Annotated in this window: 17 protein-coding genes; 7 read left to right on the forward strand and 10 right to left on the reverse strand. The window is 68.1% G+C overall.

Translation table 11 applies throughout. The features are described from left to right. Window positions 1-33 precede the first annotated feature (33 nt). Both QSJ95_RS24445 and QSJ95_RS24450 read left to right on the forward strand, forming a co-directional pair. Window positions 34-747 carry a ferric reductase like transmembrane component gene (locus tag QSJ95_RS24445; RefSeq protein WP_285645845.1) on the forward strand — a complete coding sequence of 238 codons (714 nt, stop codon included), beginning with the start codon at window positions 34-36 and terminating at the stop codon, window positions 745-747. Beyond that, a complete protein-coding gene (locus QSJ95_RS24450; RefSeq protein ID WP_009622446.1) occupies window positions 744-1,121 on the forward strand; it encodes a cytochrome c3 family protein in 378 nt (125 codons plus the stop codon). Before QSJ95_RS24445 ends, QSJ95_RS24450 begins: the two co-directional genes overlap by 4 nt. Here the strand turns inward: QSJ95_RS24450 and QSJ95_RS24455 are convergent. From QSJ95_RS24455 to QSJ95_RS24470, 4 genes are all read right to left on the reverse strand, one after another. After that, on the reverse strand, window positions 1,118-2,053 hold the full coding sequence (locus QSJ95_RS24455; RefSeq protein ID WP_285645848.1) for a FecR family protein: 936 nt from the start codon (window positions 2,051-2,053) through the stop codon (window positions 1,118-1,120). The two genes, QSJ95_RS24450 and QSJ95_RS24455, sit on opposite strands and share 4 nt — an antisense overlap. A gap of 61 nt (window positions 2,054-2,114) precedes the next feature. Beyond that, on the reverse strand, window positions 2,115-2,636 hold the full coding sequence (locus tag QSJ95_RS24460) for an RNA polymerase sigma factor (protein WP_285645850.1): 522 nt from the start codon (window positions 2,634-2,636) through the stop codon (window positions 2,115-2,117). Window positions 2,637-2,788: 152 nt separating this feature from the next. Continuing rightward, entirely contained in the window at window positions 2,789-4,177 is a 1,389-nt protein-coding gene (locus tag QSJ95_RS24465; RefSeq protein ID WP_285645852.1) for an FAD-dependent oxidoreductase, read from the reverse strand. A gap of 86 nt (window positions 4,178-4,263) precedes the next feature. Beyond that, window positions 4,264-5,622 carry an MFS transporter gene (locus QSJ95_RS24470; protein ID WP_285645854.1) on the reverse strand — a complete coding sequence of 453 codons (1,359 nt, stop codon included), beginning with the start codon at window positions 5,620-5,622 and terminating at the stop codon, window positions 4,264-4,266. Window positions 5,623-5,891: 269 nt separating this feature from the next. Between QSJ95_RS24470 and QSJ95_RS24475 the strand changes: the two genes are divergently transcribed. Then, window positions 5,892-6,776 (forward strand): LysR substrate-binding domain-containing protein, encoded by an 885-nt coding sequence (locus QSJ95_RS24475; protein ID WP_009622435.1) that lies wholly within the window; start codon window positions 5,892-5,894, stop codon window positions 6,774-6,776. 191 nt (window positions 6,777-6,967) lie between these two features. On the opposite strand, the gene QSJ95_RS24480 is transcribed toward QSJ95_RS24475, so the two are convergent. Beyond that, complete coding sequence (locus QSJ95_RS24480) at window positions 6,968-7,837, reverse strand: LysR substrate-binding domain-containing protein (RefSeq protein WP_043314358.1); 870 nt, start codon at window positions 7,835-7,837, stop codon at window positions 6,968-6,970. A gap of 146 nt (window positions 7,838-7,983) precedes the next feature. On the opposite strand from QSJ95_RS24480, the gene QSJ95_RS24485 reads away from it, so the two are divergent. The 3 genes from QSJ95_RS24485 (at window position 7,984) to QSJ95_RS24495 (ending at window position 11,509) form a co-directional block, all read left to right on the forward strand. Beyond that, window positions 7,984-9,099 carry a 2-aminoethylphosphonate--pyruvate transaminase gene (locus QSJ95_RS24485; RefSeq protein ID WP_285645858.1) on the forward strand — a complete coding sequence of 372 codons (1,116 nt, stop codon included), beginning with the start codon at window positions 7,984-7,986 and terminating at the stop codon, window positions 9,097-9,099. A gap of 51 nt (window positions 9,100-9,150) precedes the next feature. Continuing rightward, window positions 9,151-9,978 carry a phosphonoacetaldehyde hydrolase gene (gene phnX, locus QSJ95_RS24490; protein ID WP_285645860.1) on the forward strand — a complete coding sequence of 276 codons (828 nt, stop codon included), beginning with the start codon at window positions 9,151-9,153 and terminating at the stop codon, window positions 9,976-9,978. A 109-nt stretch (window positions 9,979-10,087) separates the two neighbouring features. Next, window positions 10,088-11,509, forward strand: coding sequence for an IS1182 family transposase (locus tag QSJ95_RS24495; protein WP_285645861.1), 1,422 nt, complete (start codon window positions 10,088-10,090; stop codon window positions 11,507-11,509). A gap of 444 nt (window positions 11,510-11,953) precedes the next feature. Here QSJ95_RS24495 and QSJ95_RS24500 read toward each other — a convergent pair whose 3' ends face one another. Then, window positions 11,954-12,556, reverse strand: coding sequence for a helix-turn-helix domain-containing protein (locus QSJ95_RS24500; protein ID WP_285645862.1), 603 nt, complete (start codon window positions 12,554-12,556; stop codon window positions 11,954-11,956). Between the two features lie 50 nt (window positions 12,557-12,606). Between QSJ95_RS24500 and rhtA the strand changes: the two genes are divergently transcribed. Further along, entirely contained in the window at window positions 12,607-13,494 is an 888-nt protein-coding gene (rhtA, locus tag QSJ95_RS24505) for a threonine/homoserine exporter RhtA (RefSeq protein WP_043271732.1), read from the forward strand. On the opposite strand, the gene QSJ95_RS24510 is transcribed toward rhtA, so the two are convergent. The 4 genes from QSJ95_RS24510 to QSJ95_RS24525 form a co-directional block, all read right to left on the reverse strand. After that, the gene (locus QSJ95_RS24510; protein WP_043314362.1) at window positions 13,495-14,394 is read right to left on the reverse strand and encodes a LysR family transcriptional regulator; all 900 of its coding nucleotides are present in this window, start codon (window positions 14,392-14,394) and stop codon (window positions 13,495-13,497) included. A gap of 332 nt (window positions 14,395-14,726) precedes the next feature. After that, window positions 14,727-15,491 carry an SDR family oxidoreductase gene (locus QSJ95_RS24515; protein WP_276213804.1) on the reverse strand — a complete coding sequence of 255 codons (765 nt, stop codon included), beginning with the start codon at window positions 15,489-15,491 and terminating at the stop codon, window positions 14,727-14,729. A 76-nt stretch (window positions 15,492-15,567) separates the two neighbouring features. Further along, a complete protein-coding gene (dkgB, locus tag QSJ95_RS24520; protein ID WP_276213805.1) occupies window positions 15,568-16,371 on the reverse strand; it encodes a 2,5-didehydrogluconate reductase DkgB in 804 nt (267 codons plus the stop codon). Between the two features lie 475 nt (window positions 16,372-16,846). Beyond that, window positions 16,847-18,313, reverse strand: a complete 1,467-nt coding sequence (locus QSJ95_RS24525; protein WP_249916836.1) for a high affinity choline transporter 1 — start codon at window positions 18,311-18,313, stop codon at window positions 16,847-16,849. Between the last annotated feature and the right edge of the window lie 94 nt (window positions 18,314-18,407).

Genomic DNA, 18,407 nt, shown 5'->3' on the forward strand with positions numbered 1-18,407 from the left:
CTTTCCCGGATGGCGGCAGAGGAGGCTGATCGCATGTTCGCCCTGACCCTGCGCGTGGCGCTGGCCTGCCTGCTGCCGTTCGCCGCCATCTTCCTGCTCGACGCCATGCCCGGCGTGCACCCGGCCTGGGACTTCGCCAACGTCGCCGGCTTCGTCGCCGGGGCGCTGTTCCTGCTGCTGTTCGCCTACACCGGCAAGCCCATGGCCCGGCCGCGGCACGACGGCAAGTTCTTCATGGTGCTGCACCGCGACCTGTCGTTCGTCGCCGCCGTGCTGTTGGTCGTCCACGTGGCGGTGCTGCTGGTGGACGAGCCGCTGGTGCTCGACGAACTGCTGCCCGGCGCGCCCTGGCACATGCTCGCCGCCGACGGCGCGACCCTGCTCCTGCTGCTGATCCTGCCGCTGAGCCTGACCGCCGTGCGCCGGCGCATCTGGCCCAGGCATGCGGACTTCCGTCGTTGGCATTATGGGTGGAGCGCGGCCATAGTCGCGCTGGCCGGCGTGCACATGATCGGCGCCGGCTACTACAGCGGCGCCACCTGGAAGGCCGTGCTCTGGGGCGCGCTCAGCGTCGCCGCGCTGGCCTGGCCGCTGCTGCCGCGGCCCACGCCGCACTATGCCGAGGGCGGGCGCCGGCGGCACAGCGCCTACCTGGCCAGCCGCCTGAGCCTGGGCGTGCTCTGCGCCGGCCTGGCCCTGGCCGGGCTCTATGCGCTGCTCGGCAGCGTGGACCTGCCGCTGCTATGAAGCGCTGGTACCTGCTGTTGGCCATCCCGCTGCTGGCGGCTTTCGTCCTCGGCGCGCGGCACGGCCACGACCAACTGGTGCGCCAGCACCCACTGCTGCCGATGAACTTCGACCACACCAACCACGGCAGCATCAACTGTGTCACCTGCCACCACGACTTCGTCGACCGCTCCACCTCGGCCTCGCCCAGCGGCAGCCGCACCTGCGTGCTCTGCCACAAGGAGTCGCCGCAGCTGGCCGTGACCATCGAGCACGACTTCCACCAGTTCTGCGAAAGCTGCCACCTCAAGCGCCTGCAATCCTTCCAGCAGGCCGGCCCGGTGCGTTCCTGCAAGGGCTGCCACACGCCGCCCGCGATGGCGGGCGCGCCTTAGTTGAGGATCAGCAGGCGCGGGTATTCGCGCAGGTGCGAGGAGGTGATCTGGGCGAGGGAGCGCATGGCGCCCAGCGGGTCGTCCAGGCGGTAGTTGGCGGTGATGCTGACGTCTTCCAGGCGCTCGTCGGCATTGACGATCCAGCCCGGGTAGTAGCGCCGCAGCTCGGCCAGCACCTGGCTCAGCGGGCAGTTCTCGAACACCAGGCGGCCCTGCACCCAGGCCAGCAGGCGCTGGCTCTCGCCGTTGTGGCGGCGCTCGCCGAAGCCGCCGGGGCCGACGCGGATGCTGTCGCCGGCGCCGAGGCTGACGCGGGTGTCGTCGCCGGCGCTGCGCAGGTCCACCTCGCCGTGCTGCACGCTGACTTCCGCCTCGTTGCCCAGGTAGCGCACGGCGAAGGCGGTGCCGCGCACGCTCACCTGCACCGGGCCGGCCTCCACCTCGAAGGGGCGGCTGCGGTCGTGGGCCACGTCGAAGTAGGCTTCGCCGCGGAACAGCCGGGCGCTGCGGCGCTGCTCGTCGAGGTGGCTGGACAGGGCGGTGTCGGTGTTCAGCAGGATGCGCGAGCCGTCGGCCAGTTGCAGGCTCTGGCGCTGGCCCACGGCGGTGTAGTGGTCGGCGCGGATGTGCGTCAGCAGGTCGCCCTGCAGGGCCACGCCCACTGCCAGCAACAGCCCCGCGGCGGCGGCGAAGGAACGCCAGCGCCGGCGCTTGCCCTGCCGCGCCTGGTGCTGCGCCTGGGCCTCCAGGCCGGTGGCGGCCAGGCCGAGCAGCGGCGAGTCCCACAGGCTGCTGGCGTGCCGGAAGGCGCGGGCGTTGGCCGGGTCCGCGGCCAGCCAGGCGTCGAAGCGCCCACGGGTGGCGGCGTCGGCGTCTTCCAGCTGGAGCAGCCAGTCCAGCGCTTGGGCCAGGTGCGGGTCCGGGGCGGTCACGCGGCGTTCCTCGAATCGGGGGCGCACATTGTGGGCCAGCCGCGGGCCGATGGGTAGCCCGTCATGCCGGCGGCTCCAGGCGCCCGAGCACGCCGATGCAGATGGCCATGATGAGCTTCAGTTCCTTCTGCACGGTGCTGGGCGATACCCCCAGTTGCTCGGCGATTTCCGCGTAGCCGCAGCCGTGCAGCCGGCTGAGGATGAAGATCCGCTGCTGGCGCGGGGTGAGGCGTTCCAGGGCCGAGCCCAGGCGCTCCAGCAACTGCTCGGCGTGCAGGCCGTCCTCCGCGGATGGCTGGCTGGAGGGCACCGCCTGGAGCACCTGCTGGGGCACGTCGTCGAGCAGGGTGCGCGATTGCATTCGCAGGTGGCGCAGGTGGTCCAGGGCGAGGTTGCGGCCGGTCTGGAAGAGGAACGGCTCCAGGTGTTCCACCGGGCGCTCGCGCAGGGTGCGGGCCACGCGCAGGTAGGTTTCCTGGACCAGTTCTTCGGCGATGCTGGGGTTCTTCACCATTCTCGCCAGGGTGCGCAGCAGCGGGGTGCGTTGGGCGAGGAACACGGTGTCGAGGTGGGAAAGGCTCACGCGACGTCCATGCAAGTCATTTTCTGATGAGAATAATTATCGTTCGACGGGCGTGCTCGGCACAAGCCGGGGCGCCGAGAAAAAAAGAGCGAGGCCCGCAAGCGCGCCTCGCTCGTCCCTCAGCCGGCTTGTGAGGGAAAAGGGGGAGGGGCTCAGGCCTTGTCGGCCTTGCCGGCGGCCGCGGCGAACTTCGCCAGGCGCACGTCCAGGCGCCGCGGGCGGCGGCCGTGGTCCTCGGCCTGCTCCTTGCGGCGGATGGCGTTGCGCACCATCAGCGAGCCCAGGTAGCGCACCGGCTCCGGCGGGAAGTGGCCGAGCGGCCCCTGGGCCAGCGGCGAGCGCGTCCACTCGTCGTCCAGGCCCTGCACCAGCGAGGCGAGGAGCTGCCCGCCCATGTGGCAGGGGCCGACGCCGCTGCCGGAGTAGCCGAAGCCGTAGAAGATGTTGCCGCCGGCGCCGAGCCGGCCGAAGAACGGCAGGCCGGTCACCGAGCGGTCGGAGGGGCCGTTCCAGCTGGCGGCGATGGGCACCTCGGCGAAGGTCGGGAAGAACTCGCCGAGGCTGCGCCGCAGCAGGCCGAGGTAGGGCGAAGGCTGGTCGAACACCGGCAGCATGCGCCCGCCGTAGGCGAAGGTGTTGCCGCCCTTGCCGAGCATGAGCCGGCCGTCCGGGGTGTTGTGGTAGTAGTGCACGAAGATGCGCGAGTCGAGCACGGTCACCCCCGAGGTCAGGCCGATCTGCCGCAGCAGGTCCGGGCGCGGCTCGGTGATGATCATGTCGCTGGAGACGATGGCCACCGTGCGCTCGAACTGCGGGAACGCCCGCGCCATCCAGGCGTTGATCGCCAGCACCACGCGGTCCGCCGCCACCTGGCCATGGGGCGTGTGCACGCGGGCGGGGTGGCCTTCCTCCAGGCCGGTCATGGGCGTGCCTTCGTACAGGCGCACGCCCAGCTGCAGCGCCACCCGGCGCAGGCCGCGTACCAGCTTGCCCGGCTGCACGCTGGCGGCGGCGGGGGAGAACCAGCCTTCCAGGTGCTTGTCCGAGCCGGCCATGCGCCGCACGTCTTCCAGCGGGCGGCGGGTGAAGGAGTTGATGCCGTGCTTCTCCAGCGCGGCGATCACCCCGTCGGTGGCGCCGACCTGGGCGGCGTTGGTCGCGGTGTACAGGGTGCCGTCCAGGCGGTAGTCGGCATCCACCCCGTACTTCTCGCAGAACTCGCCGATGGCCTGGATGCTGCGCTCGGAGGCCTTCACCAGGCGGATCGCCTCGGCCAGGCCGAACAGCCGCTCCAGGGTGAAGAACTTTGCCGACCAGGACAGCGCGCAGCCGCCGTTGCGCCCGCTGGCGCCGGCGCCGCAGATGTCGGCTTCGACTATCACCACGTCCAGTTCGGGGTTCTGTTCCTTGAGCTGGATGGCGGTCCACAGGCCGGTGTAGCCGCCGCCGACGATGCACACGTCGGCGCGGGTGTCCTGTTGCAGCGGGGCGGCCCTGTCGCTGTCGTGCTGCAGGGCCTGGGCGAGCCAGAAGGGGCGCATGGGGAGTCTCCGTGATTGAGGCGCAGGGTAGGGCGTTCGGTATGCGGTTTATCGGGCGGGGTGGGCACGTCCCTGTGCCCCGGGAATCAGGTGCGCGCCGGGCGCACCTTCAGGGGGCGGTTCGGCGTGGCCGGGGCGCTCTTGCGCGCGCCTTCGGGCAGGCTGTTCCAGTGCGGCACCAGGATGGCGGCGGCGATCAGCGCGGTGACGGTGAAGCCGATGAACACGCTGTAGGTGTCGAAGTAGCCGGGCAGCAGGCCGCCGAGGATGGCGCCCACCGAGCCGCAGCCGTTGACGAAGCCGGCGGCGGTGCCCGCGGCCTTGCCGGTGCCGAAGTCGATGGCGGCGGCGCCGCTGATCATCGAGTCCGGGCCGTAGAGGGTCAGGCCCATCATGAACAGCAGGGCGAACACCAGCATCGCGCTGCCGGTCTGCATGGCCGGGACGAACAGCGCCAGGCAGGCGGTCAGGCCGATCAGGCTGATGACGCAGGCGGGCATGCGCCGGGCGCCGAACAGCTTGTCCGAGGCCAGGCCGATGAGGATGGGGCCGAGCAGCCCGGCGATCTCGAAGGCGGTCGGCAGCACCGCGGCGCCCACCTTGCCCAGGGCCGGCATGCGTTCGTAGACGATCACCGGGCCCCACAGCAGGATGGCGTAGCGCGCCGGCTTGAGCAGGAAGTAGGCCAGGCCGAGGGTCATCACGGTGCGGTTGCGCAGCACGGCGCCAAGGGTTTCCCAGAAGCCGGGGTTCTTGCCCTGCTCATGGAAGCCGGCGTAGTGCACGGCCTGCGGCTCTTCCGCCTCGACCGGCGGCAGGCCGACGTCCTGCGGGCGGTTGCGTTGCAGCAGCAGGAACAGCAGGGCGACGCCGCCGACCACCGCGGCGGAGGAATAGAAGGCCGCGTGCCAGGTGCCGAACACGCTGTAGGCCCACCAGCCGGCGAAGGGCGAGGCGACCAGGCCGCCGAAGGCGTAGCAGGTGCTCCACAGGCCGAGGATGCGCCCGCGCTCGTGGGCGGCGAAGAAGCTGCCCATGTTCTTGCACAGCCCGGACCAGCCGGTGGACTGCGCCAGGCCCTGGATGACCATGCAGCTGGCGAAGATCGGCACGGTGGCGAAGGTGCCCATGACCAGGGCGGCGAGGGTGGAGATCGCCAGGCCGCCGAACACCACGATGCGCGGGCCGAAGCGGTCGGCGAAGACGCCCCAGGTGAACTGGCCCACGGCGTAGGCGGCCAGGTAGATGGCGTCCATGTCGGCCATCATGGCCTTGTCCAGTTCGAAGGTCGTGTCCTCGGCGATGCCGAGCTTGGCCACGGAGAAGGCCTTGCGGGTGAAGTAGAAGGCGGCGTACGCGAGCCAGGTGATCGCGAAGATCTGCACGCGCCAGCGCTGCATGGAACCTTTGCCCGCGTGGGCTGCGGTGCCGGTGGGGTTGCTCATCTGATCTGACCTCGTTGTTGTTGGAGTGCCGGCAGTCAGGGAAAAACTTGTTGTTGTTATATGAGCGGGCCGTACCTTTCCGGAGGTGACGGGTCAGGGCGGATGCGGTGAGGTTGCCGTGGGCCGGGGCCCTTGGTGAAACGCATGGAAACAAGTTCGGATAAATAAATAAAATCGATTTATCAAATTTTAAAAATAAGTCTGACTTGTAAGTTGCGGCGCCGGCCGACTACAGTGGCGACCTTCCCGAACCCTACGGAGCCAGGCCCATGCAGGTTTCCCACGCGCAACTGAAGGCCTTCCACGCCGTGGCGCTGACCGGCAGCTTCACCCGCGCCGCCGAGCGCCTGTTCCTCACCCAGCCGGCGGTTTCCGACCAGGTGCGCAAGCTGGAGGAGCGCTACGGCGTGCTGCTGTTCCACCGCAACAAGCGCTCGGTGCGCCTGACCGACCTGGGCGAGCGCCTGCTGGCGGTGACCCAGCGGCTGTTCGTCATCGAGGCCGAGGCCCACGAACTGCTGGCGGCCTCCAGCGCGCTGCAGACCGGCAACCTGACCCTGGCGGTGGACGCCGCGGTGCACCTGCTGCCGCAGGTGGCGCGCTTCTGCCAGCGCTACCCGGGCATCCACGTGCGCATCGAGAGCGGCAACACCGACGAATCGCTGCAGTCGCTGTTCAACTACCGGGCCGACCTGGCGCTGCTGGGGCGCACGGTGGAGGACGAGCGGTTGCTGTCGGTGACCCTGCGCAGCGACCCCATAGTCGCCTTCGTCGCCAGCGGCCACCCCTGGGCCGGGCGCGAGTCGATCCGCCTGGCGGACCTGGACGACGCGCCGCTGGTGTTGCGCGAGCAGGGCTCGGTGACGCGCCAGACGCTGGAAGAGGAAATGCACCGCGCCGGCCTGCGCATCCGCCCGGCCATCGAGGTGGAAGGCCGCGAGGCCGCCCGCGAGGCAGTGGTGGCGGGCATCGGCCTGGGGGTGGTGTCGGCCGCCGAATTCGGTGCCGACAGCCGGGTGCATGCGCTGCCGATAGTCGATTGTGAAAGGCGGATGAGCGAGACGTTGGTGTGCCTGCGCGAGCAGAGTTCGCGGCGGATCGTGTCGACCTTTCTCGACGTGGTGCGCGAGGATTTGTGGGAGGGGGCTGGCTAGTCCGGCGTCGCCTTGGGGGCAATCGCGGACGGTACACCTTCCGGCAACACCCCGTAGGATGGGTTGAGCGGAGCGATACCCATCACCGCAACCGCATGGGTTTCGCAAGCTCAACCCATCCTACGGTGCCGTGCCTATGCGGGATGTGTAGGAGCGGACTCCGTCCGCGATTATCCGTCGTCAACGGCAGGTCAGGCCCCGCCATCCTCCGCCAGCTCCAGGAACGCACTCACCACCCGCAACCCACGGCGCCGCTCCAGGCAGCCGAGGGAATGCCGGTTCACCAGCGCCTCGCCGAGCAGCGGCACGGCGCGCACCCGCGGGTCGCGGCTGACTTCCAGCGAGGAGACGATGCCGATGCCCAGCTCCGCCGCCACCGCCTCGGTGACCGCCTCGCGGCTGCTCAGCTCCATCAGCACCCGCGGCTGTATCGGCAGGGCGCCGCAGGCGCGGTCGAAGGTGCGGCGGGTGATGGAGTCCGGCTCGCGCAGCACCATGATCTGCTGGTCCAGCTCCGCCAGCGGGATGCCCTCGCCGCGCCCGCACCAGGCGTGTTCCGCCGGCAGCAGGGCGCACAGGTGCGACTGCACCAGCTCGCGCAGGTACAGCCCCGGCCGCTCGTCCACCTCGGTCACCACGGCCACGTCCACGTGCTCGCTGAGCAGCGCGTTCAGCGTCTCCTGGGCATTGCCCAGGCGCAGGTTGACGGTGATGCCGGGGTAGCGCGCGCGCAGGCGGGCGAGCAGGGGCATGACCAGGTGCGGGCCGTCGGCCGCCACCTCGATGCGCCCGCTGAGCAGCTTGCGGTTGGCGTCGAGCAGCGTCTCGGCCTCTTCCTCCAGGGCGAACAGCGTGCGGCTGATGGCCGCCAGGCGGCGGCCTTCCTCGGTCAACTCCACGGCGCGGGCGGTGCGGCGGAACAGGTTGACCTGGTAGTGCTCTTCCAGCGCCTTGACGTGCCCGGTCACCGCCGGCTGGCTGATGAACAGGCGCTCGGCGGCGCGGGTGAAGCTGCCTTCGCGGGCCACGGCGTCGAAGGCGCGGAGCTGGAACAGGTTCATAGGGTATAGGTCCTACTTATGCCTGGGATCATGACAAACAATTTGAGCGATAACGCGTCGCTTGGCAACGTATGTCCAGGCCCGCTCGACGGGCCGCGACAAGAACCTCACCCCGCACAGGTTTTCCCCTGATAGAGGAACCGAGCATGAGCACTGCCGAGCGCGCGCCCATCCTGTTGACCCCCGGCCCCCTGACCACTTCCCCGCGGACCCGCCGCGCCATGCTGGTCGACTGGGGCTCCTGGGACAACGATTTCAACGCCCTGACCGCCGAAGTCTGTTCCCGCCTGCTGGCCATCATCCATGGCGAAGGCAGCCACACCTGCGTGCCGCTGCAGGGCAGCGGCACCTTCTCCGTCGAGGCCGCGGTGGGCACCCTGGTGCCGCGCGACGGCAAGGTGCTGGTGCTGATCAACGGCGCCTACGGCAAGCGCCTGGCGAAGATCTGCCAGGTGGTCGGCCGGCAGTTCAGCACCTTCGAGACCGAAGAGGACGTGCCCACCACCGCCGAGGACGTCGACCGCCTGCTCGCCGCCGACCCGGCCGTGACCCACGTGGCGCTGATCCACTGCGAGACCAGCACCGGCATCCTCAACCCGCTGGAAGCCATCGCCAAGGTCGTCGAGGCCCACGGCAAGCGCCTGATCATCGACGCCATGAGCTCCTTCGGCGCCCTCGACATCGACGCCCGCAAGGTGCCCTTCGACGCGCTGATCGCCGCTTCCGGCAAGTGCCTGGAAGGCGTGCCCGGCATGGGCTTCGTCTTCGCCCGCAACGAGTCGCTGGCGGCCAGCGCCGGCAACTGCCACTCCCTGGCCATGGACCTGCAGGACCAGCAGGCCTACATGGCCAAGACCGGCCAGTGGCGCTTCACCCCGCCCACCCACGTGGTCGCCGCGCTGCACGAGGCGCTGAGCCAGTACGAGGAGGAGGGCGGCCTGGCGGCCCGTCACAATCGTTACGCGGACAACTGCCAGACTCTGCTGGGCGAGATGGCCAAACTCGGATTCCGCAGCTTCCTGCCGGCGGCGATCCAGGCGCCGATCATCGTCACCTTCCACGCCCCGCGCGATGCCCGCTACAGCTTCACCGAGTTCTACAACCGGGTGCGCGAGAAGGGCTACATCCTCTACCCGGGCAAGCTGACCCAGGTGGAAACCTTCCGCGTCGGCTGCATCGGCCAGGTCGACGCCCAGGGCATGCGCGAGGCGGTGGCGGCCATCGCCCAGACGCTGCGCGAGATGGAAGTCTTCGAGATCTGAACCCCTTTCCCGGCGCAGGCCCGGCCTGCGCCCGACAACAGGATGCAAACGATGAACTACGAACAACCCAAGCAACTGCAAGCCGTGGTACTGGACTGGGCCGGCACCGTGGTCGACTTCGGCTCCTTCGCGCCGACGCAGATCTTCGTCGAGGCCTTCGCCGAGTTCGGCGTGCAGGTCAGCCTGGAAGAAGCCCGCGGCCCCATGGGCATGGGCAAGTGGGACCACATCCGCACCCTGTGCGACATCCCGGCCATCGCCGAGCGCTACAAGGCGAAGTTCGGCCGCACGCCGACGGACGATGACGTCACCGCCATCTACGAGCGCTTCATGCCGCTGCAGATCGAGAAGATCGCCGAGCACTCGGCGCTGATCCCCGGCGCCCTCGACGCCATCGCCAAGCTGCGCGAACAGGGCCTGAAGATCGGCTCCTGCTCCGGCTACCCGGCGGTGGTGATGGAAAAGGTGGTCAAGCTGGCCGCCAGCAATGGCTACGTCGCCGACCACGTGGTGGCCACCGACGAAGTGCCCAACGGCCGCCCGCACCCGGCCCAGGCCCTGGCCAACGTGATCGCCCTGGGCATCGACGACGTGGCCGCCTGCGTGAAGGTCGACGACACCTGGCCGGGCATCCTCGAAGGCCGCCGCGCCGGCATGTGGACCGTGGCGCTGACCTGCTCGGGCAACGCCCTGGGCCTGACCTACGAGCAGTACAAGGCGCTGCCGCAGGACAAGCTGGAACAGGAGCGCCGGCGGATCGGGCAGATGTTCGAGGGTTCGCGCCCGCATTACCTGATCGACACCATTGCAGAGCTGCCGGCGGTGGTGGCCGACATCAACGCCCGCCTGGCGCGGGGGGAGATGCCGCAGAGTTTCTGAGGCTTCCGGCATGAGAGAAAGGCCCGCTTCGCAGACTGTGTGAAAACCTAGCCGTCTGAGTGGAGGCCGAAGACAATGCCCGTATCGATCGATACGGGCATTGTCGTTTATGGGCTACATCCAGGGAGAGGCGCGCGGTCAGGACAGTCTGTTTCCTCCGTCATTGGACGAACTGGTTCCCGAGGACCATCTGGTGCGGGTGATCGAGGCCTATGTGGCGCAGCTGGACCTGCAGGTCCTGGGTTTCAGCAAAGCGCAGCCGCAGAAGACGGGGCGGCCGGCCTACGATCCCGCGGACCTGCTCAAGCTTTACCTGTACGGCTACTTCCAGCGCATCCGTTCCTCGCGCCGGCTGGAAGCCGAGTGCCGACGCAATGTCGAGGTGATGTGGTTGCTGGGCCGGTTGGCACCGGACTTCAAGACCATTGCCGACTTCCGCAAGAACAATGGGGCGGCCTTTCAGGCGACCTGCCGGGCCTTCGTGCAGTTCTGCCGTCAGGTGGGGCTGATCAGTGGCCAACTGGTGGCCATCGATGGCAGCAAGTTCCAGGCGGTGGCGTCGCAGCGCAAGCACCTGAGCCTGGCCAAGCTCAAACGCCAACAGGCCAAGCTGGAGGCGCAGATTGCCCGCTATCTGGCGGAGCTGGACGAGGCCGACCGTAGCGAAGCGACTGAAGTGGTCGATCGCAGCGCGGTCAAGACCGCGCTGCAACACCTGGAGAACCGGCATGCCGACAACCTGACAGCCCAGGCACTGATGGAGGCGCAGGGGCTGGAGCAATTCGTGGTTGGCGAGAGCGAAGCCCGCCTGATGCGCACGCACCAAGGAGTCAAGGTGGCCTTCAACGTGCAGAGTGCGGTGGATGGTGAGCATGGCCTGATCCTGCATCATGCGGTGACCCAGGACGGCAGCGACAACCAGCAACTGGAACCCATGGCCAAGGCCGCCCAGGCCGTGCTGGAACAGGCGCACTTGACGGTCACGGCGGATGCCGGCTACTCCAATGGCGAGCAGTTCCAGGCCTGTGACGAGGCCGGCATCATCGCCTATGTGCCGGCGAATCGGGGGATCAACAATCAGGGCGACGGTCCCGCGCTGTTCGACCGCAGCGCCTTTACCTACGACGCGGAAACCGACCAGTACCAATGCCCGGCGGGCGAATGGCTGCCGCTCAAGCAGGTGAACGGCAAGCAGCGCATCTATGCGGCCCGCACCGATTGCAGCGCTTACCCCTTGCAGCCGCAGTGCACGAAAGCCAAACGCCGACACGTCACCCGGCATGCCCATGAAGCGGCTTTCGAGCGCATGCAGCAGCGGATGCAGGCCCATCCGGAGATGATGGTCAGGCGCCGGTCCATCGTCGAACATCCCTTCGGCAACCTGAAACAGTGGATCCTGGGCAACGGCCGCTTCCTGCTCCGCCAGTTGCAGGGGGCGCGCACGGAAATGGCCTTGGCGGTCAACGCTTACAACCTGAAACGGGCCCTCAATGTGCTCGGTGCTCGCCGGTTGATCGAGCTGATGGGCTAAAGCCCACCCTTTTTCCATGGCCCAGAAACACCAACGCCCCGAACCAGTCGGGGCGTTGGCTTGGCCTGCAGTCAGGGTGTTTTCACACGGCCTGTTCGGCGGGTCTTTTTCGTTGCTGGGTGGGGGGCTTTTCGTAGGAGCGAGGGGGACGCCTAGTCCTTGCTCGCGAACAGAGTTGGCTGGGGATTGCAGGTGCTGGGGTTGAGAGCGCCCTCTCCCTAACCCTCTCCCTGAAGGGAGAGGGGACCGTTGGGCAGGGTTTGGTGTTCTGGTGTTAGCCGGCAGCTCTGGCGGTTTCCAGCTAAAACTATTCCTTCTCTCGGCACGGACTAGCCCCCTCTCCCTTCAGGGCGGGGCGCGCAGCCGAGGGCTGGGGAGAGGGTTACGGGCTCAATCCAATGCACCACGACCGCCGGGAGGCACCATCGAAAGCAACCCCACCCCTCAATTCACCACATTGCGCACAAAGCGCAGCAACCCATTCCCCAGGTTCCGATAGGAAAACCGCTGGTTGCTCTTGAACACATGGAACCCCCCGCAAGCCACCTCCCAGCGCTGGTCACCGATCTCCAGCGTCAGCTGACCCTCGATGACGTAGACCATGTCATACCACCCCTCGGCATCGGGCTCTGCGTCGTAGCTGTCCCCCGGCGCCAGGGACCAGTGCCACAGCTCGGCCTGGCCGCGGGCCGGGGTGCTGGCCAGCAGGGTGCCGCGGCTTTCCGCCTGGCGGCCGGCCCAGGCCACCACGTCGACCCGCGAGAGGTCGCCGGTCTGCGGGGCGCGCACCAGGTCGGCGAAGGTCACCGAGAGGGCCGCGGCGATGCGGTCGAGGGTGGCCAGGCTGACGTTGGTGTCGCCGCCTTCGATGCCGACCAGCATGCGCCGGCTGACGTCGCTGGCCTTGGCCAGGGCGTCCTGGCTCAGGCCCGCGGCGCGGCGCAGGGTCTTGACGTTGTCGGCGACGTGGACGAGCACGCTGGGGCGTTCGTTGGTGTTGGGCAATATATTGCTCATTCGACCGATTTTGCGCATTATGTTGCGCATAAGCATACGCCAGGTCCCTGGCTGCATTTCAACCTTTTCGGTCTGCCTCCATGCCGCGTTCCCGTTTCGCCACGCTGTTCTTCCCGGTCGCCGTGCTGCTCGTCTCCATGGCCTCGATCCAGGGCGGGGCGGCCCTGGCCAAGAGCCTGTTCCCGGTGCTCGGCGCCCAGGGCGTGACGGCCATGCGCCTGCTGTTCGCGGCGATCATCCTGCTCGCCGTGCTGCGCCCCTGGCGCAAGCCCGTCGCGCGCAGTTCCTGGGGGCCGCTGCTGGCCTACGGCATTACCCTGGGCGGCATGAACCTGATGTTCTACATGGCCCTGCGCACGATTCCGCTGGGCGTCGGCGTGGCCCTGGAGTTCACCGGGCCGCTGGCGGTGGCGCTGTACTTCTCGCGCAAGCCCATCGACTTCCTCTGGATCGCCATCGCCGTGTGCGGCCTCTGGCTGCTGCTGCCCATCGGCGAGCTGGGCCATGGCGTCGACCCGCTGGGCGCCGCGCTGGCCCTGGGCGCGGGCGCCTGCTGGGCGATGTACATCCTGTTCGGCCAGCGCGCCGGCAACGACCATGGCACCCAGACCGCCGCCATGGGCGTGACCATCGCGGCAATATGCATCTTCCCCGTGGGCCTGGTGCATTCCGGCGCCGCGCTGTTCGACCTGCAACTGATCCCGGCGCTGCTGGGCGTGGCGGTGCTCTCCAGCGCCTTGCCCTACACCCTCGAGATGATCGCCCTGACGCGCCTGCCGGCGCGCACCTTCGGCACCCTGATGAGCATCGAGCCGGCTTTCGCCGCGCTGTCCGGCCTGGTGTTCCTCGGTGAGCAGCTGACCGTGCTGCAGTGGCTGGCCATCGCCGCGATCATGCTCGCCTCGGTGGGCACCACCCTGACCAGCCAGCCGAAGCAGCCGGCCGCGAGCGTGGTGGCGGCGGACTGATCAGCCGCCGAGGGTGGTCGCCAGCCGTTCCTGGATGAAGTCCAGGAAGCACTGGATGCGCAGGGCCAGCTGCGAGTTGCGGTAGTACACCGCGTTGATCGGCTGGCGCGTCTCGCGCACCAGTTCCGGCAGCACCTTGACCAGGCGCCCGGCGGCGATGTCGTGGCAGGTCATGAAACCCGCCAGGCAGACGATGCCCTGGCCGGCCAGGGCCAGCTGGCGCAGCGTCTCGCCGCTGGAGGCGGAAAGGTCGGGGGTGATCGCCAGGCTTTCCCCACCGGCATGGGGCAGCGGCCAGACGTTCAGGCTTTCCGGCTGGGTGAAGCCGAGCAGGCTGTGCCGGGCCAGGTCTTCCACGCTTTGCGGCGCGCCGTGTTTCTCCAGGTAGGCCGGGCTGGCCAGCAGGTTCAGCCGGCTGCTGCCCAGGGGCCGGGCATGCAGCGTCGAATCGCTGAGGGTGCCGATGCGGATGGCGACGTCGGTGCTCTGTTCCAGCAGGTCGATGTTCAGGTCGTTGGTGTTCAGCTGCAGCTCGATGTCCGGGTACTGCGCGCGGAAGGCGTCGATGTGCGGCACCACGGCGTGCAGCATGAAGGGCGAGGCGGCATTGATCCGCAGGCGCCCGGCCGGCCGTTGTTGGCGCAGCGCCAGGCGTTCTTCCAGCTCGTCCATCTGCGCCAGGATGTGCCGCGCGCTGTCGAGGAAGAACTGGCCTTCCTCGGTGAGCTTCATGCGCCGCGTGGTGCGGTTGAGCAGGGTGGTGCCGAGTTTGTCCTCCAGGCGCGCCAGGGTGCGGCTGACGGCCGAGGCGGTGAGGCCCAGCTGCTCGGCGGCGGCGGTGATGGAGCCGCTGTCGATGACGGTGGTGAAGGTGCGGAGTTCGTCGGATTGGACTTTCATCGGGGGCCCTGGAGGCAGTTTTTCGTAGGAGCGAGCTTGCTCGCGAATGGTAGTTCCCGGTGGGCGTGGTGCGTTGGGTTGACTCCTCTCCCCAGCCCTCGGCTGCGCGCCCCGCCCTGAAGGGAGAGGGGGCTAGATCGTGCCGAGAAAAGTGATGGTTTCAGTTGGGAACCTTCGGTGTTGCCGGCTAACGCCAGAACATCCAGCTCTGCCCAACGGTCCCCTCTCCCTTCAGGGAGAGGGTTAGGGAGAGGGCGCTCTCAAATCCAGCACCTGCATTCCCGGTGAACTCTGTTCGCGAGCAAGCTCGCTCCTACAAGTAAAGCCGCCACTCAGAACGTCCCCGGATAAGCCCCACCATCCAGCAATAGATTCTGCCCGGTGAGATACCCCGCATGGGTACTGCAAACAAAGGCACAGAACGCCCCGAACTCCTCCGGCGTGCCGAAGCGCCCGGCAGGGATCGCCTGCAGCCACTGCTCGACCTTGCCCTGGTCATCGCCCAGCCCCTTGCGCAGGCGGTCGGTGTCGAAGGAGCCGGGCAGCAGCGCGTTGAGCGTGACGTTGCGCGAGGCCAGGCGGCGCTGGCGGGCCAGGCCGGCGACGAAGCCGGTGAGGCCGCTGCGCGCGCCGTTGGACAGGCCGAGGATGTCGATCGGCGCCTTCACCGCCGAGGAGGTGATGTTCACCACCCGGCCGAAGCCGCGCTCGGCCATGCCGTCCACCGTGGCCTTGATCAGCTCGATGGGCGTGAGCATGTTCAGCTCCAGGGCGCCCAGCCATTCCTCGCGGCCCCAGGCGCGGAAGTCGCCGGGCGGCGGGCCGCCGGCGTTGTTGATCAGGATGTCCACCTGCGGGCAGGCCGCCAGCAGGGCCGCGCGCACCTCCGCCTGGCCCACGTCGCCGGGCACGCAGCGCACCTCGATGCCCGGCGCGTGCCGGCGCAGTTCCGCGGCGGTGGCTTCCAGCGCCTCGGCGCCGCGGGCGTTGATCACCAGGTTCACGCCTTCGCCGGCCAGCGCCTTGGCGCAGCCCTTGCCCAGGCCCTTGCTGGCGGCGCAGACCAGCGCCCAGCGTCCAGCTATTCCAAGATCCATGGCGTTCTCCCATTCGAAGCGAAAGTGGCGGCCACGACATTTACCCGCGCCGTGGCTGCAGCGCAAGCCGCCGGCTTCAGTCCCAGGCCGGGGCCAGGCTGGCCGGGCTGGTGATGCGTTCGTTGCGTTCCAGGGCGGCGATGGCGGCCATGTCCGCGTCGCTCAGGCGCAGCTCGCGGGCGGCCAGGTTGCTCGCCAGGTTGGCGCGCCGGGTGGAGGAGGGGATTACCGCGTAGCCCAGTTGCATGGCCCAGGCCAGCACCACCTGCGCCGGGCTGGCGTCGTGGCGCTGGGCGATCTCGCCGATCACCGCGTCGCCCAGCACCTTGCCGTAGCCCAGCGTCATGTAGGAAGTGATGCGGATGCCGTGGCGTTCGGCGAAGCCGGCGACCTTGCGGTTCTGCAGGTAGGGGTGCAGCTCCACCTGGTTGGTGGCGATCTCGCCGGCGCCGACCACGTCGATGGCCTGCTGCATCAGCGCCAGGGTGAAGTTGGACACGCCGATCTCGCGGGCCAGGCCACGCGCCTTGGCCTCGGCCAGGGCCGCCATGTATTCGGCGACCGGCACCGCGCCGCCCGGCGAGGGCCAGTGGATCAGGCAGAGGTCGACGTAGTCGGTCTTCAGCTTGTCCAGGCTTTCTTCCAGGCTGGGGATCAGCCGCTCGCGGGAGAGGTTCTCGGTCCAGATCTTGGTGGTCAGGTACAGCTCGCCGCGCGGCACGCCGCTGGCCGCCACGGCCTGGCCGACCTCGGCCTCGTTGCCGTAGATCTGCGCGGTGTCGATGGCGCGGTAGCCCAGCTCCAGGGCGGTGGATACCGAGTCGATGACCACCTGGTCCTTGAGGCGGAAGGTGCCGAGGCCGAGGGCGGGAATGCTCATGGGAAGCTCCTGTGGGGGATGGGTTGCACTGGAGCTTAGTATCCGGGGATGCACTGCTGAGAAAAACGCGGGTAGCGGCAAAGGATATTTGCCGTGAAGTCACGAATGGTTGGTTCCACGGGCAATTGCTTCGCTCACATGGCGGAAGGCGCACCGTCGTAGGATGGCGTTGAGCGAAGCGATACCCATCATCGCCGCTACAGGGAAATGGTGTGGGTGGGGCGGAGCGGATCTCATCCGCGAATCGCGCCGGGACGTCCGGCTATCGCGGACAAGGTCCGCTCCTACGGTTCCAGGAAGCACGGCTTTTCGTAGGATGGCGTTGAGCGAAGCGATACCCATCACCACGGCAGCATGGGTATCGCAAGCTCAACCCATCCTACGAAGAGCATCTCGGCGCAAGACAGTTGCTCCTGCGAAGAGCGCGCAAAAGAAAAGCCCCGCCAAGGCGGGGCTCTTCCATTCAGCGCGAGGCTTAGTTGCCGGCGGCAGCTGCTGCGGCCTGCTCGGTCAGCGTCTCGGTGTGGTCGCCGTGGTTCTTGCTGAACTGCGGGGCCAGGGAGCCGATGATCATGCCGAAGGCGCTGCAGATCAGGCCCACCAATTGCGGCGGCCAGAAGTCGCCTTCCTGGTGGCCCATCTCCAGCGAGATCCAGCCGATCAGCCCGCAGGCGATGGCGGTCAGGGCGCCCTGGGTGGTGGCGCGCTTCCAGAACAGGCCGAAGAACAGCGGCACCACGGCGGCGACCAGGGTCACCTTGTACGCGTTGCCGACCATCTCGTAGATGCTGGCGTTGGAGTAGAAGGCGAACAGGCAGGTGGCGATGGTCATGGCCAGCACGCTGGCGCGCATCAGCTTCAGCGCCTGGTGGTCGTTCAGGTGCGGCAGCATGGGCTTGAGGATGTTCTCGGTGAGGGTCACCGACGGGGCCAGCAGGGCGCCGGAGGCCGAGGACATGATCGCCGAGAGCAGGGCGCCGAAGAACATGATCTGGGCGAACATCGGGGTGCGCTCCATGATCAGGTGCGGGAGGATCTGCTGGGCGTCCTCGTTCAGCCAGTGCTTGACCATCTGCGGGTCGATCATCGACGCGGCGTAGGTCAGGAAGATCGGCAGCATGCAGAACACCAGGTAGCAGGCGGCGCCGGTCATGGTGGCGCGCGAGGCGATCTTCTCGGTCTTGGCCGACATCACCCGGGCGTACACGTCCTGCTGCGGGATGGAACCGAACATCATGGTCACCGCCGCGCCGAGGAAGGCGACTATGTCCTTGGCCGAGGTGCCCTGCAGGAAGTGGAACTTGCCTTCGGCCGCGGCGTGGCTGATCACCACCTGCGGGCCGCCGGCCATGTCGCCGATCAGCCAGACCAGGTAGCACAGGCCGCAGACGATGATGATCATCTGCAGGAAGTCGGTCAGGGCCACGGACCACATGCCGCCGAACAGGGTGTGCAGCAGCACGATCACGGTGCCGATGAGCATGCCCTGGGTGGTGGTGATGGCGCCGTCGGAAAGCACGCTGAAGCACACGCCGAGCGCGGTCAGCTGGGCGGCTACCCAACCCATGTAGGAGATGATGATCACCAGGCTGGTGAAGATTTCCACGTGCTGGCCGAAGCGCTTGCGGAAGAAGTCACCGATGGTCATCAGGTTCAGGCGGTACAGCGGGCGGGCGAAGACCAGGCCCACCAGCATCAGGCAGCCGAAGGAACCGAAGGGGTCTTCGATGATCCCGGCGAAGCCTTCCTGGAGGAAGGTGGCGGGAATGCCCAGAACGGCCTCGGAGCCGAACCAGGTGGCGAACACCATGGTCACGACCAGGGGGAAGGACATGCTGCGGCCGGCCGCTGCGTAGTCCGAGGAGTTGTGCACGCGGGTCGCGGCGTAGAAGCCGACGATGACCGTAATCAGCAGGTAGATCCCGACAAACCAGATCAGCATTTGTTCGTTCTTTCCATTGGCTGGCCAGGTGCGCTTGGCGGGTAGGGGAGGCGCAGACTGGCGGTTTTTGTTTTTGGACTTGGCGGCCCCGGCG

The organism is Pseudomonas sp. NBRC 100443, from assembly GCF_030268185.1.
GTDB lineage: Bacteria > Pseudomonadota > Gammaproteobacteria > Pseudomonadales > Pseudomonadaceae > Pseudomonas > Pseudomonas citronellolis.